The organism is Akkermansiaceae bacterium (assembly GCA_019634595.1).
Lineage (GTDB): Bacteria > Verrucomicrobiota > Verrucomicrobiia > Verrucomicrobiales > Akkermansiaceae > Luteolibacter.
Genome location: JAHCBC010000004.1, coordinates 473,270 through 488,029 on the forward strand (window position 1 = coordinate 473,270; position 14,760 = coordinate 488,029).

Annotated in this window: 13 protein-coding genes; 9 read left to right on the forward strand and 4 right to left on the reverse strand. The window is 62.5% G+C overall.

What is annotated here, in order from left to right; translation table 11 throughout:
* Positions 1 to 22: 22 nt before the first annotated feature.
* From KF712_17180 to KF712_17205, 6 genes are all read left to right on the forward strand, one after another.
* Positions 23 to 418, forward strand: a complete 396-nt coding sequence (locus KF712_17180; protein ID MBX3742721.1) for a hypothetical protein — start codon at positions 23 to 25, stop codon at positions 416 to 418.
* A gap of 149 nt (positions 419 to 567) precedes the next feature.
* Positions 568 to 1,647 carry an FKBP-type peptidyl-prolyl cis-trans isomerase gene (locus KF712_17185; protein ID MBX3742722.1) on the forward strand — a complete coding sequence of 360 codons (1,080 nt, stop codon included), beginning with the start codon at positions 568 to 570 and terminating at the stop codon, positions 1,645 to 1,647.
* Positions 1,644 to 2,144 (forward strand): rhodanese-like domain-containing protein, encoded by a 501-nt coding sequence (locus KF712_17190; GenBank protein MBX3742723.1) that lies wholly within the window; start codon positions 1,644 to 1,646, stop codon positions 2,142 to 2,144. Before KF712_17185 ends, KF712_17190 begins: the two co-directional genes overlap by 4 nt.
* Before the next feature lie 10 nt (positions 2,145 to 2,154).
* Positions 2,155 to 2,652, forward strand: a complete 498-nt coding sequence (locus KF712_17195) for a hypothetical protein (GenBank protein MBX3742724.1) — start codon at positions 2,155 to 2,157, stop codon at positions 2,650 to 2,652.
* A gap of 13 nt (positions 2,653 to 2,665) precedes the next feature.
* Positions 2,666 to 2,992: a pyrimidine/purine nucleoside phosphorylase gene (locus KF712_17200; GenBank protein MBX3742725.1), complete on the forward strand. Its 327-nt coding sequence runs from the start codon at positions 2,666 to 2,668 to the stop codon at positions 2,990 to 2,992.
* Between the two features lie 19 nt (positions 2,993 to 3,011).
* A complete protein-coding gene (locus KF712_17205; protein MBX3742726.1) occupies positions 3,012 to 3,776 on the forward strand; it encodes a DUF2459 domain-containing protein in 765 nt (254 codons plus the stop codon).
* A gap of 21 nt (positions 3,777 to 3,797) precedes the next feature.
* On the opposite strand, the gene tilS is transcribed toward KF712_17205, so the two are convergent.
* Complete coding sequence (gene tilS, locus KF712_17210) at positions 3,798 to 4,712, reverse strand: tRNA lysidine(34) synthetase TilS (protein MBX3742727.1); 915 nt, start codon at positions 4,710 to 4,712, stop codon at positions 3,798 to 3,800.
* 61 nt (positions 4,713 to 4,773) lie between these two features.
* Here tilS and KF712_17215 point away from each other — a divergent pair, with 61 nt between their 5' ends.
* Positions 4,774 to 5,562, forward strand: a complete 789-nt coding sequence (locus KF712_17215; protein MBX3742728.1) for an SDR family oxidoreductase — start codon at positions 4,774 to 4,776, stop codon at positions 5,560 to 5,562.
* A gap of 129 nt (positions 5,563 to 5,691) precedes the next feature.
* Positions 5,692 to 8,880, forward strand: a complete 3,189-nt coding sequence (secA, locus tag KF712_17220; GenBank protein MBX3742729.1) for a preprotein translocase subunit SecA — start codon at positions 5,692 to 5,694, stop codon at positions 8,878 to 8,880.
* A 21-nt stretch (positions 8,881 to 8,901) separates the two neighbouring features.
* Here the strand turns inward: secA and KF712_17225 are convergent, their stop codons facing one another.
* Positions 8,902 to 9,072: a hypothetical protein gene (locus tag KF712_17225; GenBank protein ID MBX3742730.1), complete on the reverse strand. Its 171-nt coding sequence runs from the start codon at positions 9,070 to 9,072 to the stop codon at positions 8,902 to 8,904.
* A gap of 110 nt (positions 9,073 to 9,182) precedes the next feature.
* Between KF712_17225 and KF712_17230 the strand changes: the two genes are divergently transcribed.
* Entirely contained in the window at positions 9,183 to 9,983 is an 801-nt protein-coding gene (locus KF712_17230; protein MBX3742731.1) for an FKBP-type peptidyl-prolyl cis-trans isomerase, read from the forward strand.
* A gap of 81 nt (positions 9,984 to 10,064) precedes the next feature.
* Here the strand turns inward: KF712_17230 and KF712_17235 are convergent, their stop codons facing one another.
* Both KF712_17235 and KF712_17240 read right to left on the reverse strand, forming a co-directional pair.
* Entirely contained in the window at positions 10,065 to 11,510 is a 1,446-nt protein-coding gene (locus KF712_17235; GenBank protein MBX3742732.1) for a DUF1501 domain-containing protein, read from the reverse strand.
* A gap of 5 nt (positions 11,511 to 11,515) precedes the next feature.
* Positions 11,516 to 14,752: a PSD1 domain-containing protein gene (locus tag KF712_17240; GenBank protein ID MBX3742733.1), complete on the reverse strand. Its 3,237-nt coding sequence runs from the start codon at positions 14,750 to 14,752 to the stop codon at positions 11,516 to 11,518.
* Positions 14,753 to 14,760: the final 8 nt, after the last annotated feature.

Here is a 14,760-nt window from a genome sequence, read left to right on the forward strand (position 1 = left end):
TTTCCTGTTCCAACCCATCCCGATGCACCGCCTGCCTTCCCAATCCTCAGTCACCCGCTTCCGACTGGCCGCCTATCTCTATGTCCTTTTCATCCTGCTGCTGATTGCTGGAGCCAGCTACCTCGGCTGGGCGCTGCTCAACAACCATCCCCAGCACGTCATCTTCGCGGCTTCCTCCATCGGCGGGGCCGTGGCTGTTTTCATTTTCCACTGGATCACGGCCTCCCGTGTCCGCTGTCCGCTCTGCCTGGTCCCCTCCCTGGCCAGAAAAAATTGCTCGAAGAACCGCAACGCCAAGAGATTGCTGGGCAGTTACCGGCTGAAGGTCGCCAGTTCCATCATCCTGCATAACCATTTCCGCTGCCCTTACTGCAACGAGCCTACGGTTCTGGAGGTCCGGCAGCGCCGGAACGCCTGAAGACTCGGTATTTGACAGAATCCCCGGCAACGAAGAGTTTCCCCGCCGTGAAATTCTCCGCCAAACCCTTGCGCTCCACCGCGCTCCGTACGCTCGTGCTGGCCACCGCCCTCACCACAGCGTCACTTCCCACCTACGCAGAAACCAAAATGCCCGAGACTCCAGCCGATGTCAAAGCCGCCCCAGCCGATGCCGCGAAAACCGCGTCCGGCTTGGCCTCCAAAGTCCTTCAAGCAGGCAAGGGCGAGAAAAAGCCCGCGGCGACCGACACGGTGACCGTCCACTACTCCGGCTGGACCACGGACGGCAAGCTGTTCGACAGCTCCGTCCAGCGCGGCGAGCCAACCAGCTTTCCCCTCAACGGTGTGATCAAAGGCTGGACCGAAGGTCTCCAGCTCATGGTCGAGGGCGAGAAGCGCCGCTTCTGGATCCCCGCAGACCTCGCCTACGGTGAAAACCCGGGCGGCGGACGTCCGGGCGGCCTGCTCGTCTTCGACGTCGAACTCATCAGCATCAAGGAAGCCGCGAAGGTCCCCGCCGATGCCGAAAAGGCCAAGGATGGCACCGCCTTCAAGAAACTCTCCCCTGCCACCGGCGAAGGAAAGCCGGGCGAAGGCGATCTGGTCACCTTCCACTTCAAGGCGGCAACCATGGACGGTGAGACCGTACAGGACACCCACGGCGAGCCTGCGCCACCGACCGCCCCGCTCGACAAGCTGCCACCCGCCATGGCCAGCCAGTTCCAGGACATGGGACCGGGCGAAAAACGCCGCATCTGGATTTCCGAGCCACGGGCACCTGGCGGACACATCGTCGCGGATCTGGAACTGATCTCCTTCAAAGCCGCTCCTCCCGCGCCAAAGGCACCTGAGGACGTCGCCAAAGCACCGGATGATGCGGAGAAGACCGCCTCCGGCCTTGCCTCGAAGGTTCTCACCAAAGGCACCGGCTCCGCCAAGCCAAAGGCGACCGATACCGTGGAGGTCCACTATTCCGGATGGACCACCGACGGCAAGCTGTTCGACAGTTCCGTCCAGCGCGGTGAAACCACCTCCTTCCCGCTCAACGGCGTGATCAAAGGCTGGACCGAAGGTCTCCAGCTCATGGTGGAGGGTGAGAAGCGCCGCTTCTGGATCCCGGCCGATCTCGCTTACGGTGAAGAGCCGGGCGACGGACGTCCGGGCGGCCTCCTCGTGTTCGACGTCGAACTCGTCAAGATCGCCAAATGACCCGCGCTGCGGTCACTTTCCTCGCGCCCATCCCGTTGCTGGCCGTGCTTTCCTGCACCGGCGCGCAGCGGGAGGCCGGGGACGTGACCGGGTTCAAGCCTTCGTCCGGGCTGAAGGTTTCCGCGGAGGCGGATGAAACACCGGTGACACCCGGCGCAGGGCGTGTCACCCGGATCATGCTGGGGGATCTTTTCAAGCTCCAGCAGGAGAACCGGGTGCTGATTTTCGATGTCCGCCCGGCATTCCTCTACCAGCTCGGTCATATCCCGGGCGCGGTGAGCTGGCCGAAAGCTGGTTTCGATTCACAACTGCCGGCCAATGAGGCGCGCATCGCCGCCGCCAGGGCGGCGAAAAAGCCGGTGGTGGTTTATTGCGTGGATTTCGCCTGCCCGGATGCACGCACCGTCGCCACATGGCTGTCCGAGCGGGGGCACTCCACCGCTGTTCTCGAAGGAGGCTGGGATGCCTGGAAAACCGGGGGCTTGCCCGCGGAATAGCACGAACGCCATGGCTTCCTTCCCTCCTGTTCTTTTCCCTGTGGCCATGGCGTGCGTCATCGCGTCCTGCGCACCCTCCCAAGCTCCGGCTCCGGCACCATCCGCCGCAAAGCCGGAGGAAACCAAGCCCCCGGCACCGGAGAAAAAGCGACTGCCCGCCAGCCAACGCGGCGAGGTCAGCTCCATTTCCCTCACCAAGCTGTTCGAACTCCAGCAGTCCGGCAACGTCCTGATCTACGATGCACGCCCGTCCGTTTTCTACCGGGAAGGTCACATCCCGGGAGCGATCAGCGTGCCGAAGTCGGTCGCCGAGGAGGCGATCCGTGTGCGGGATCCGGAACTGAAGGCCGCGAAGGCCGCCGGAAAGCCGATCGTCGTCTATTGCACCGGGATCCTTTGCGCGGATGCCCGGACCGTGGCGCGGCTCCTTGCCAGCGCAGGCTACTCTTCCTCCACCTTTTCCGGCGGGTGGGATGAATGGAAATCAGCCGGCCTCCCCACCGAATAACTCTCAACACATCATGTCAGACTCCGCATTCACCAACGTCACCGTCGATACGAAGGCCAACATCTACTTCGATGGCCGCGTCATTTCCCACAATGTCCACTTCCAGGACGGCAGCCGCAAGACCATCGGCCTCATCTATCCCGGCGTCTATCACTTCGGCACCGCAGCGCCGGAACTGATGGAGATCATCGCCGGAGAGTCCAAGGTCGTCCTGGACGGAACCGACGAGACGCTGGAGATCACCGCCGGCACCTCTTTCGAAGTTCCGGGCAAAAGCGGATTCACCATCACGGTGGCGGACGGCATCTGCGAATACATCTGCTCCTTCCTCCCCGCCTGAACCGCTCCTTGATTTCCTGATGCGGGTGCTGAAATCCACCGGACGCGCGCTTTTCCTCTTGGGGGTGCCATTGCTGGCCACTTCATGCGGCCTGCGGCTGCCCGTCCACCGCCAGCCGGTGGCCACCAAGCCTGCGGAGACGCGCACCGTCCTTGATCGGGAAAACTTCCGGATCACGGATGAAAATGATCCGGATGTGGTGGTCTATCTGCTCGCGGACACCCTCCACACGGGCGTGGTCTTCCCCTATGACTGGCTGGTGGACTCCGGCTTCGTGCCGCCGGAAGGTTTCAAGGAAACCCCGGTGGCCGTCAGCATGAGCTGGGGGAACCGCGACGCGTACGTGGAGAAACGCTGGCTCAGCCCGTGGAAAGTGTTCCGCGCGCTCTGCACTCCTTCCCCTTCGGTGATGGAGATCATCCCGGTGAACTGGAACATCCCCGAGGTGGTCCCGCACCAGCGCGTTTATCAGAAACTGGTGCCACGCTCGAAGGGGCCGGAGGTCGCCGCTTTCCTGAACAACTGCAGCCGCATGGACGCCGGCGGCAAGCCCGTGAACATCGGCCCCTCCAGTTGGGGGACAGGGGTCTTGCTGGAGTCCCGGCACGCGTATTTCCTCCCACGGATCTGCAACATCTGGACCGTCCAGGCACTGGAAGCCACCGGATGCGACATGAACGCATGGATGGGCCTCAGTGCCAACGGAGTGATCCGCCAGGCCGTGAAACCGGGCAACGATTTCGAGCAGATCTGGCTCGGTCCTGAGACGAAGAAAACGGACTGATGCCAAAATGGCAGGCCAGCTTTATTCGATCAACAACCGTCCTGCCCGCCTGCGGAGGCGTTTTCCACCTGGTAGATTGACGGACGAAGGTTCCCCATCAATCATTTCAAGCGATCGATTCAAAAGATCCCGGCTTGGGGTGATCTCGTTCTGGAGCAGATAACGGGCAAGAGCTTCGCGTTGTAAAGCCAGTGGCAGAGTCTTGAACTGAGGAAGATGCAATCTTTTCTGTGGATCAATGATATCCACTTTTTTTAATGCAAAATCCGTAACCGATGAAATCTCCGCGAAATCTTCCATCAAGCGGACGAACGATCCAATGCCGTCTCTGCCGCCGATCTCATCCAACAAGGGAAACACTTCGTTCCGCAAGCGGTTCCGCACGGCGAGCGGTTCATTGTTCGTAGCATCCTCCCGCCATTTCAATCGATTGCTTGAAAGCCATTCACGAAGCTGTTTCCGCCGCCAATCGAGCAGGGGCCGATGGAATTCGAGGCCGTTGACGGCATTCATTTCCTTCATCCCTTTCAGGCCATGGGAACCCCGGAGGAGGTTCCAGAGGAGGGTTTCCGCCTGATCGTCCGCATGATGCGCGAGGACGACGCGGTTGCACCGGTGCCGGGCGGCACATTCGCGGAAGAACCCATGGCGCGCATGGCGGGCCGCCGTTTCCATGGACTGGCGGCGCTCCTCCGCCAACCGGCGCACATCCACCCGGGTCATTTCGCAAGGCAGTCCGAGCCGGGCCGCCAGGCGCTTCACGAACGCGGCATCCGCGGTTGAGACCCTCCCCCTCAGACGGTGATCGACATGGCAGACGACCAGATTCCGGAACCCTTCCTGAAACAGCAGGTGGAGCAACGCCACCGAATCGGCGCCGCCCGAGACGGCGACCAACCACTTCCGCCGCTTCGAAGCCTCCCCGAACCAACTCATCAGGAAGAATCCTCCATCTTCTACCTTGAATCTTCAATCCCCATTCCCAAGTCTTCCGCACATGCAGACCGCCCCTTTCTTGAAAGACCTTTTCGACCTGTCCGGGAAAACCGCCGTCATCATCGGCGGAACCGGCGAACTTTGCGGCACGATGGCCGTCGGTCTCGCCCGCGCGGGAGCGGAAGTCGTCCTCGGTGGCCGGATCCCGGAGAAGGCGGAAAAGCGTCTCGCTGAAATCGAAAGCCACGGCGGCAAGGGCTACTTCGTTCCGGTCGATGTGACCTCCCGCCAATCCCTCCATGATCTCCTGGACGCCGTGATCGCACGCTCCGGCAAGGTGGACATCCTCATCAACGGCGCGGGCACGAATTCGCCCACGCCTTTCCTGGAGATCTCGGAAGACGAATACCAGCGGATCATGGACACGAACCTGACCGCGATCTTCCGCGCCTGCCAGGTCTTCGGCCAGTATTTCCTGGATGAGGCGCGGGCCGGCTCCATCATCAACCTCGGCTCCATTTCCGGCCTCAATCCCCTCTCCCGTGTCTTCACCTATTCCGCTTCCAAAGCGGCGGTCCACAACCTCACCCGGAACCTCGCCCGCGAGTGGGCCGACCGCGACATCCGCGTGAACACCCTGGTCCCCGGTTTCTTCCCCGCGGAGCAGAACCGGAAGGTCCTGGACGAGTCCCGCGTGCTGGACATCCTCCGCCAGACCCCGTCCTCCCGCTTCGGCAATGCGGAGGAACTCATCGGCGCGACCCTGCTGCTCGCCTCCCCGAAGGCCGGCTCCTTCATCACCGGCATCGAGATGATCGTCGATGGTGGCTTCCACGCCATGACCATCTGATGAAAGGCCGGTCCCTCCGGCATTCCTCCCGCATTACATTTTTCGCACCACCACCGCTCTTGCGTCGCCGGATTTCCCGGTATATTGCCTCGCCCCCGGCGGAATATTCCCGCCAAACCTCGCTCTCACATGATTAAGTGGATCCTACAGAAAATCGTCGGCAGCAAAAACCAACGCGAGCTCCGGCGCATCCGTCCGACTGTTGCCCGCATCCGGGAGATCGAGGAAGCCCTGCAAAGGGAGCCTGAGGAAAAGCTCCGCGAAATGACCGCGAAGTGGCAGAAGCATCTGTCCCGCTATCATGCGCTGGAAGCTCCGCCGAAGCCGGTGGTGGAACGCATGGGACCGGAGGAACTCCGCGCCACGGCGGAGGCACTCGACGAACGTATCGCCCCGCTCCGCGACGAATTTTCCTCCCTGCCTTCCAAGGTGGAGGCAACCGCATCCTCGATCGACGCCGCCAAGACCGCGTTCCATGAGATCGAAGGTGACTTCATCCGCTCCCGCGCGCGCTATCTGGAACAGATCCTCCCGGAAGCCTATGCGGTCGTGAAAAACGGCGCCCGCCGGATGTGTGGCAGCACCATTGAGGTGAACGGCCACCCGCTTGGCTGGGAAATGGTCCATTTCGACGTGCAGCTCATCGGCGGCACGGCGCTGCATCGCGGGATGATCGCGGAGATGCAGACGGGTGAGGGAAAAACCCTAGTCGCCACGCTGCCGGTCTATCTCAACGCGCTGACCGGCCTGGGTGTCCACGTCGTCACCGTCAACGACTACCTCGCCCAGCGGGACTCCCAGTGGATGGGTTCCCTTTTCCGCTTCCTCGGCCTGACCGTCGGCTGCATCCAGAACCAGATGCCACCGTGGGAGCGCCGTGCGGAGTACTCCTGCGACATCACCTACGGCACAAACGCCGAGTTCGGCTTCGACTACCTGCGGGACAACGGCATGGCTTCGTCCAAGGACGAGCAGGTGCAGCGCGGCCATTACCTCGCCATCATCGACGAGGTGGACTCCATCCTCATCGACGAAGCCCGGACACCGCTCATCATTTCCGGCCCGACCAGCCAATCGACCCATCAGTTCGACAAATACAAGGATTCCGTCGAAGCACTGGTCCGCAGGCAGACCCAGCTTTGCACCGAACTGGCCGCGGAGGCGAAGAAGTTGCTGGACGAAGGTGACAAGGACGGAGCAGGCCGCGCCCTCTTCAAGATCAAGCTCGGGCAGCCGCGCAACCGCCAGCTCATGCGCTACATGGAGGATCCGGACATGCGCCGCCTCCTGGAGAAGACAGAGCTTTCCCTCTACCAGGATGCGCAGAAGCGGGAACTCTTCATCATCAAGGAAGAACTCTACTTCACCATCGACGAAAAGGCGCATGACGCCGACCTGATGGAGATGGGCCGTGAGTTCCTTTCGCCGGGGGATACGGAAGCCTTCACACTGCCTGATCTCGGCACCCTCTACGCCGACATCGACACCGACCTGAGCCTCAACGACGAGCAGAAGGCCGCGGCCAAGGAAGCGGCCCAGGTGCGGATGGATTCCCAGGCGGAGAAGATCCACAACATTTCCCAGCTCCTGAAGGCCTACTGCATCTTCGAGAAGGATGTCCAATACGTCGTCAAGGATGACAAGGTCATCATCGTGGATGAAAACACGGGCCGTGAGATGCCGGGCCGCCGCTGGTCCGACGGTCTCCACCAGGCCGTGGAAGCGAAGGAAGGCGTCTCGATCGAGAAGGAGACGCAAACCTTCGCCACCATCACCATCCAGAACTACTTCCGCCTCTATGAAAAGCTGGCGGGCATGACCGGCACCGCGGAAACGGAAGCGGCGGAGTTTCATGACATCTACCGCCTCGACGTGCTGCCGATCCCGACGAACGCGCCGAACATCCGGGTCGATGACAACGACCAGGTTTTCAAGACGCGCCGTGAGAAATTCAATGCGGTGATCCAGAAGATCGAGGCCGCCCACACCAAAGGCCAGCCGGTTCTCGTCGGCACAGCCTCCGTGGAAGCTTCCGAAACCCTCTCCCGGATGCTGAAGCGGGCGAAGATCCCCCACACGGTCCTCAACGCGAAGTACCACGCCCAGGAAGCGGAAATCGTCTCCAATGCCGGCCAGCTCGGCGCCGTCACCGTTTCCACCAACATGGCGGGCCGGGGCACTGACATCAAACTCGGGAAAGGCGTCCACGAACTCGGCGGACTCTACGTCGTCGGCACGGAGCGCCATGAATCCCGCCGGACCGACCGCCAGCTCCGCGGCCGCTGTTCCCGCCAGGGCGACCCGGGCCGTTCCCAGTTCTTCATCTCCTTCGAGGACGACCTGATGCGCAACTTCGCCGCCGCCGACCGCATGACCAACATGATGGAACGCTTCGGCATGAAGGAAGGCGAGGCGCTGGAGCATTCCTGGCTCAACCGTTCCGTCGAAACCGCCCAGAAGCGTGTCGAGCAGCGGAACTACACCGGCCGGAAGCGCGTTCTGGACTTCGATGACGTGATGAACAAGCAGCGGGAGGTCGTCTATGGCTACCGCAACGAGGTCCTTACCACCGAGACCCCACGGGATCTGGTCAATGAGATCATCGACGAATGCATCAACTCCAAGGTCGGCGAGTATCTGAACGACCGCGACGAGAACTCGGAGGATTACAACGAGCTGCTCCATTGGGTGAACTCCACCCTTCCCATCCGCGTCACTCCGGACGAACTGAAGTTCGAGAGCCGCGATGAGGAGCAGATCTCCCAATTCCTCATCGGCAAGGTGAAGGAAACCTACGAAACCCGGGTGGCGGGCCTTCCTCTGGAAGTACTGGACCAGGAGGAGCGCCGCATGGTGCTCGCCGCCATCGACAAGCAATGGCAGGCGCACCTCTACAACATGGACGCCCTCCGGGAGGGTGTGGGCCTCCGCGCACAGGGCCAGAAGGATCCGCTCATCGAATACAAGAACGAGGCCTACAACCTCTTCGTCACGCTGATGGACGCCATCAAGCAGGACGCCCTCCAGAACCTTTTCCGCTCCGCGGCGAATCTGGAAGCCTTCCTCCGCCAGCTCCACAGCGCGCCACAGGAACTCCACTCCAGCGAGGAAGACCACATCTCCCACGACAACATCGCGGAGTCCGGCAGTTCCGGTTCCATCGACCCGGCTTCCATGCCATCCCCCGAGGGAACGAAACTGACGCTCAATCTGCCCAAGCGCAAACCGAGCTTCGCCATCGAATCGACCGGGCGGAATGCCCAGTGCCCGTGCGGCTCCGGAAAGAAATACAAGCAGTGCTGCGGCAAGGAGGCGTAAAGCCTCTTTCTACCAGAAACTTCATTTCGAGACGCCGGCGGGATCTCCGCTGGCGTTTTCGCGTCCACCGGTAGCGGCGTGGCTGCGCCACGACGGCTGGGTGAACCATCCCCTATCCCGGGACTTCAATAGATCGGGGGTATCCGCCACCAGCGTCGGAGGAAGACCGACAACGGAGGGTAGTGGGTGCATCTTCTCAACCGGAATGGCGCAGCCATTCCGCTACTCCCCATACAACTCCTTCTCGACACCCCCGCGGGCGCAACCTATTTTCCGGCCTTTCCAATCAAACCAATACCCTGATGATCCGCAACCTGATCCCCGGCACCCTGGCCCTGAGCCTGATCGCCACCGCCTTCGCCCAGCCTGCCTCCCCCGCCGCTCCGGCCACCCCGGAAGAAGCACCGAAGCCGGCCGTGGATCCCGCCGCACTCAAAAAGGACTCCTCTTATTTCCTCGGCTTCAGCAGCGGCAAGCAGTTCGCCGGGCACGGCCTGACCGCCGCGGACGTCGATACGGAAGCTTTCGTGAAGGGCTTGCTCGCCTCGTTTGATTCGAAGAGCGAGATCGATGAGGAGAAGTTCAAGAACACCATGCAGTCGCTGGGCGACGTGCTACAGGAGCGCGAGAAGGTCAAGGCGACCGCAAACCTGGAAGCCGGCAAAAAGTTCCTCGAAGAGAACGGCAAGCGCGAAGGTGTGACCACCACCAAGAGCGGCCTCCAGTATGAAGTGCTGGCAAAGGGCGGCAGCGAGAAATACGTGGCTCCCAAGGAAGGCGACGACAGCGAGAAGCAGTTCCAGGTGAACTATAAGGGCAGCCTCATCGACGGCACCGAGTTCGACGCATCCCCTGCCGGTGAAACCGTGCCGATGACCCTCGGCGTGATCGACGGCTTCAAGGAAGCCCTCACCACCATGCCCGTCGGCGCGAAGTGGAAACTCTTCATCCCGAGCGAACTGGCCTACGGCGAGCAGCGCCAGGGTGCGGACATCGCTCCCAACAGCGTGCTCATTTTCGAACTGGAACTGGTGAAGATCGAGGACGCACCCGCCGCTCCGGCCGGGGGCTTCCCGATCCCGATCCCCGGACAAGGCGAGTGATCCCCTCAAACAAAGCGGCTCCGGGCATCCAGCCCGGAGCCTGACCGGTGAGGCCCGTTGCATGCGGGCCTCATGCCGTTTTCAGACCAGTCCGCGGATCTTCTCGCAGACGTGGCCTTCGTTCTGGTCGATCCGCTCCGGACGGCCCTTGTCCTGGTAGATCATCTGGGTGTGATCGACCCCCATCAGGTGCATGATGGTGGCGTGCAGGTCGTGGACATGCAGCTTGTCCTTCACGGCATGGAGGCCGAGGTCGTCGGTTTCGCCGATGGACTGGCCGCCTTTCACGCCGCCGCCCGCCCACATCATGGAGAAGCCGGTCGGGTTGTGGTCGCGGCCGTCACCCTTCTCGGACATCGGCGTGCGGCCGAACTCGCCGCCCCAGATGACCAGGGTGTCCTCCAGCAGACCGCGTTGTTTCAGGTCCTTGATCAGGCCGGCCACCGGCTTGTCCATCTCCCCGCAGAGTTTCTTGTGGTTCGGTTCCAGATTGTTATGGGCGTCCCACTTGCTTCCCGCACCGTGGTAGAGTTGGACGAACCTCACGCCACGCTCGACAAGGCGGCGGGCCAGGAGGCACATGCGCCCGAAGTTCTGGGTGTGCGCCTCGTCCATGCCGTAGAGCGCCTTGGTCGCATCGGACTCGCGGCTGAGATCGACCGCCTCCGGTGCGGTGGCCTGCATGCGGAAGGCCAGCTCCATGCTGCGGATGCGCGCGTCCAGCTCCGTGTTGTCCTCCCTGCCGCGCATGTGGCGCTTGTTCATTTCCCCCAGCAGCGCGAGCTTCTCCTTCTGCCGCGCGGCGGTGATGCCCTTCGGGTTGTTGAGGTTGGCAATGGGGTTCGGGCCGTCATCCAGCAGCGTGCCCTGATAGACGGCGGGCATGAAGCCGCTGCCCCAGTTCCGCACGCCGTTGACCACCTGGGAGTCGCTGTCCTTCAGCACGACGAAGGACGGCAGGTTCTGGTTCTCCGTGCCGAGACCGTAACTGACCCAGCTCCCCAGCGACGGCCTGCCGCCGAAGATGGAGCCGGTGTTCATCTGGCACACGCCACCGGCGTGGTTGATGCCGTTGGAGACACAGGCCTTCAACTGGCACCATTCGTCCGCGACGGATGCCATGTGCGGCACCAGGTCGGAGAACCACAGCCCGCCCTCGCCATATTGCTTGAAGGTGCGCGGAGTGCCCATGATGGGGGCGTTCGCCTCACCCATGGCGGTGATGACCTTGCCAAAACTCTCCGGCAGTTGCTGGCCGTCCAGCTTGTTGAGCAGCGGCTTGGGATCGCAGATGTCCAGGTGGCTGGGGCCGCCCTCCATGAAGAGGAAGATGACGCGCTTCGCCGTGCCGGGCAGTTGGGTCAGCTTCGGTGCCAGCGGGTTGATCACGCTGCCCTGTGCTCCACCCAGCGCGGCCATGACGTTGCTGTCGCCGAGGATGGAAGCGAGCGCGACCGCGCCGAATCCCGCGCCACCACGGCGGAGGAAGTCGCGGCGGGTATGGAGGATTTCGTGATGGGGAATCATCGGGTTCATGGCAGGTAGAAGAATTCGTTCGAGTTGATGAGGGTGTGGAACAGGTCCGCGAGGGCTTCCAGTTTCGGAGAACTGCGGGTCTTCGAGGCAGGCACGCCGCTGGACTTCTCCCAGCCAAAGGTCGGCTTGTAGGTGTCTGTCAGGGTGTCCGCGTTCAGTTCAAAGAGACGCTCCGGGGCGTTCATCGGCTTTGATGCGGCAAGCTGGCTGGCATCGAGCAGCTTGTTGGTCAGCGAAACGGTCGCCATCGTGCCGCTCCAGAGGTGCTTGTCGGTGGAGTCACGGCCACCGATGATCAGCCTGCGCTCCGCATTCACATATCCGTTCCCGATGCCGTGCGGAACCGTGACAGATACCAACTTCGCATTCGGATCCGCGAGGTTGAGCGCGTGGAAGGTGACGGAACCACCGAAGGTCTTGCCCTCCATCGGGCGGTTGCTGACCACCGCCGCGACGTAGTAGGGGGTGCGGTCGGGGACAATGATGGTGGACGGCAGCACCTCGCGGACGAGGGAACCCTGGAAGTCATCCCCGGTGATCTCGAAGACGAGGTGGTTCGGCTTGTGGCGGGAGGTCTTGCCGGTGAGGCCGAGCGACCAGCCCTTCGTGGCGAGGTCGCCGTTCCAGCGGGAGGCGATGGTGCGGACGGAGGCGTCCGGGAAGACGGAGTCCACATTCACCACGGCCTCCACCGTGAACTCCGGAGACTCCGGAGCGGCGGGAGACACGCGCACTTTTTCGAAGGTCGTGCCAGACCGGAAGGTGATCGCCTTGGCCGGAGCCAGGAAGTGCTTGTTGAAATGTGGTGCCGCATCGACCACCGGATTGGTCACCTCCGGAGCAGCCTCGACCGGCCTGTCTTTCGCAATGACCTCCTGCTGGTGCTTGAGGAAACCGACCACGCCATCCACCTCTTCCTTGGTGCCAGGACGGGAGTAGGCCAGGCGGATCGCTTCCGCGGCGGCTGCTTTCTCGTCGTTGTTGGCCTCCTTGAGCACCCGTGCGGCCATCACGCGGGCACGCTGGAGCGGCCACTCGCCATTGATCATGACCAGGCTCTGGAGCGCGGTGGTGGTGGTCTCGCGCTTCGCCATGCTGAAGAAGCCGGGGGACGCATCGAACCGCGTCATGAACTCATCCGGGGAATTCCGCCGCTTGCGGGTGAAGACGGAGCGCACCGGTTCGCTGGCATCCACGCCGGGGCCTGAGATCTGGTCCTTCAGCTCGCCGCTCAGCATCAGCAGCGTGTCCCGTGTCTGTTCCGCGTCCAGGCGGAGCGGGTTCATGCGCCACAGCAACTTGTTCGCCGGATCGACCTGGTTGGTCAACTCGGTCGGCTGCACCAGCGAACTCTGGCGGTAGGCCTCCGAGGTGAGGATCAGGCGGTGGAGTTTCTTGAAGCTCCAGCCGTTCGCCAGGAACTCGCCCGTCAGCCAGTCCAGCAACTCAGGATTCGAAGGAGCAGTGCCCAGCTTGCCGAAATCGCTGGTGTTCTCCGCCAGCGCCCTGCCGAAGTGGAATTGCCAGACGCGGTTGACGATGACGCGGGTGGAAAGCGGGTTGGTGGGATCCGTGATCCAGTCCGCCAGCGCGGTCCGGCGTCCGGAGGAGTTCCGCTCTGCAAGCGGCTTCACATCCAGTTCATCCGGCTTGAGGATGGTGAGGAAACCCGGCCTCACATCGGTGTCGCCGCGGCGGGATTTCAGGATCGTCGGAGGCGATGTCACGCCCACATCCGTCGCCACGAAGGCATAGGGCAACGGCTTCGGCTTCGTCTCTTCGAACGGCTTCATCGCCTCGATGACCGGGTCCGGTTTCTGCCGCAGCTTCGCCAGGGTCTTGTTCTGGTCCACCATCACCTGGCGCTCGACGAGGTAGTTGATCTGCTTTTCGTAAGGCGTGCGCTGGTCGTCGGGCTTGGCGACCATGGCCTTCACCTCCTCCGGGAACATCTCCGTGGCCTTGCGGCGGGCGTTGTCCAGAGCGGGCTGGATGAGCGCGTCGTAGGCCTCCCGCGCTTCCTTGGAAGTTTCCTCCCACGCCTTCATCTGCTCCGCATGGGCGGCCTTTTGCTCCGGGGTGGCCAAGGCCACATCCTCCCGCCACTGCACGCCGGTGAAGAACGACTTCAAGCGGTAGTAGTCCTTCTGCAGGATGGGGTCGAACTTATGGTCATGGCAGCGTGCGCAAGCGAAGCTGAGGCCGAGGAAAAGCTCGCCGGTCACGTCCGTCATCTCGTTCACCATCAGCTCGCGCTGCCCCTCGGCATCGCGCTGGTTCCACTCATAGATGCCGTGGCGGAGGAAAGCGGTGCCAATGAGCACGTTGGGATCGTCCGGGTTGATCTCATCCCCGGCCAGTTGCTCGCGGACGAACTGATTGTAGGGCTTGTCGTCGTTGAATGACTTGATGACGTAGTCCCGGTAGGGCCACGCGTTCGGACGGTAGGCGTCCTCGCGGTAGCCGTCGGACTCCGCATAGCGGGCCAGGTCCAGCCAGTGCTGGCCCCAGCGGATGCCGTAGCGCGGGCTGGCCAGCAGCTCGTCCACCAGCCGCTCATAGGCGTCCGGGCGCTTGTCATCCAGGAATGCCTGCACCTGTGCGGGTGTCGGTGGCAGCCCGTGGAGGTTATAGTAAAGTCGGCGCACCATCTCCAGGCGGCTGGCCTGGGGTGCCTGTGGCAGACCTTTTTCCTTCAGTCCGGTGGTGATGAAATTATCAATCGGGTTGGCAACACGCGCATCACCGGCGGCGGGCGGCGTGACCTTCTTCAGCGGCTGGAACGCCCACCAGCCCTTTTCCTCCTCCGTGAACTCACCGGGCTTCTTCGCCTGCACGATCTCCGCCTTCGGCCATGGGGCGCCCATGTCGATCCACTTGCGGATGTCCTCGATCTGGCTGTCGGGCAGCTTCTTGTCCTTCGGCGGCATCTGGAGGTCCTTGTCCTCATAGGTGACCGCCTTGTAGAGATGGGACGCCATGGCATCGCCGGGGATCACCGCAGGGCCGCCTTCGCCTCCCTGCAGGATGTAGCCCAGGTTATCCATGCGCAGGCCGCCCTTCTGCTTTTCCTCGCCATGGCAGTCGTAGCAGCTCTCCGCGAAGACCGGACGGATCTTCGTTTCGAAGAACTTCAGCGCCTCGGCATTCTCCGCGGTGGCATGGAGCATCCCCGGCAAGGACAACAGTCCGAGCAGCAGGAACTTCGTGCTGGGTTTACACAGGAAGGTCATTTCAACCA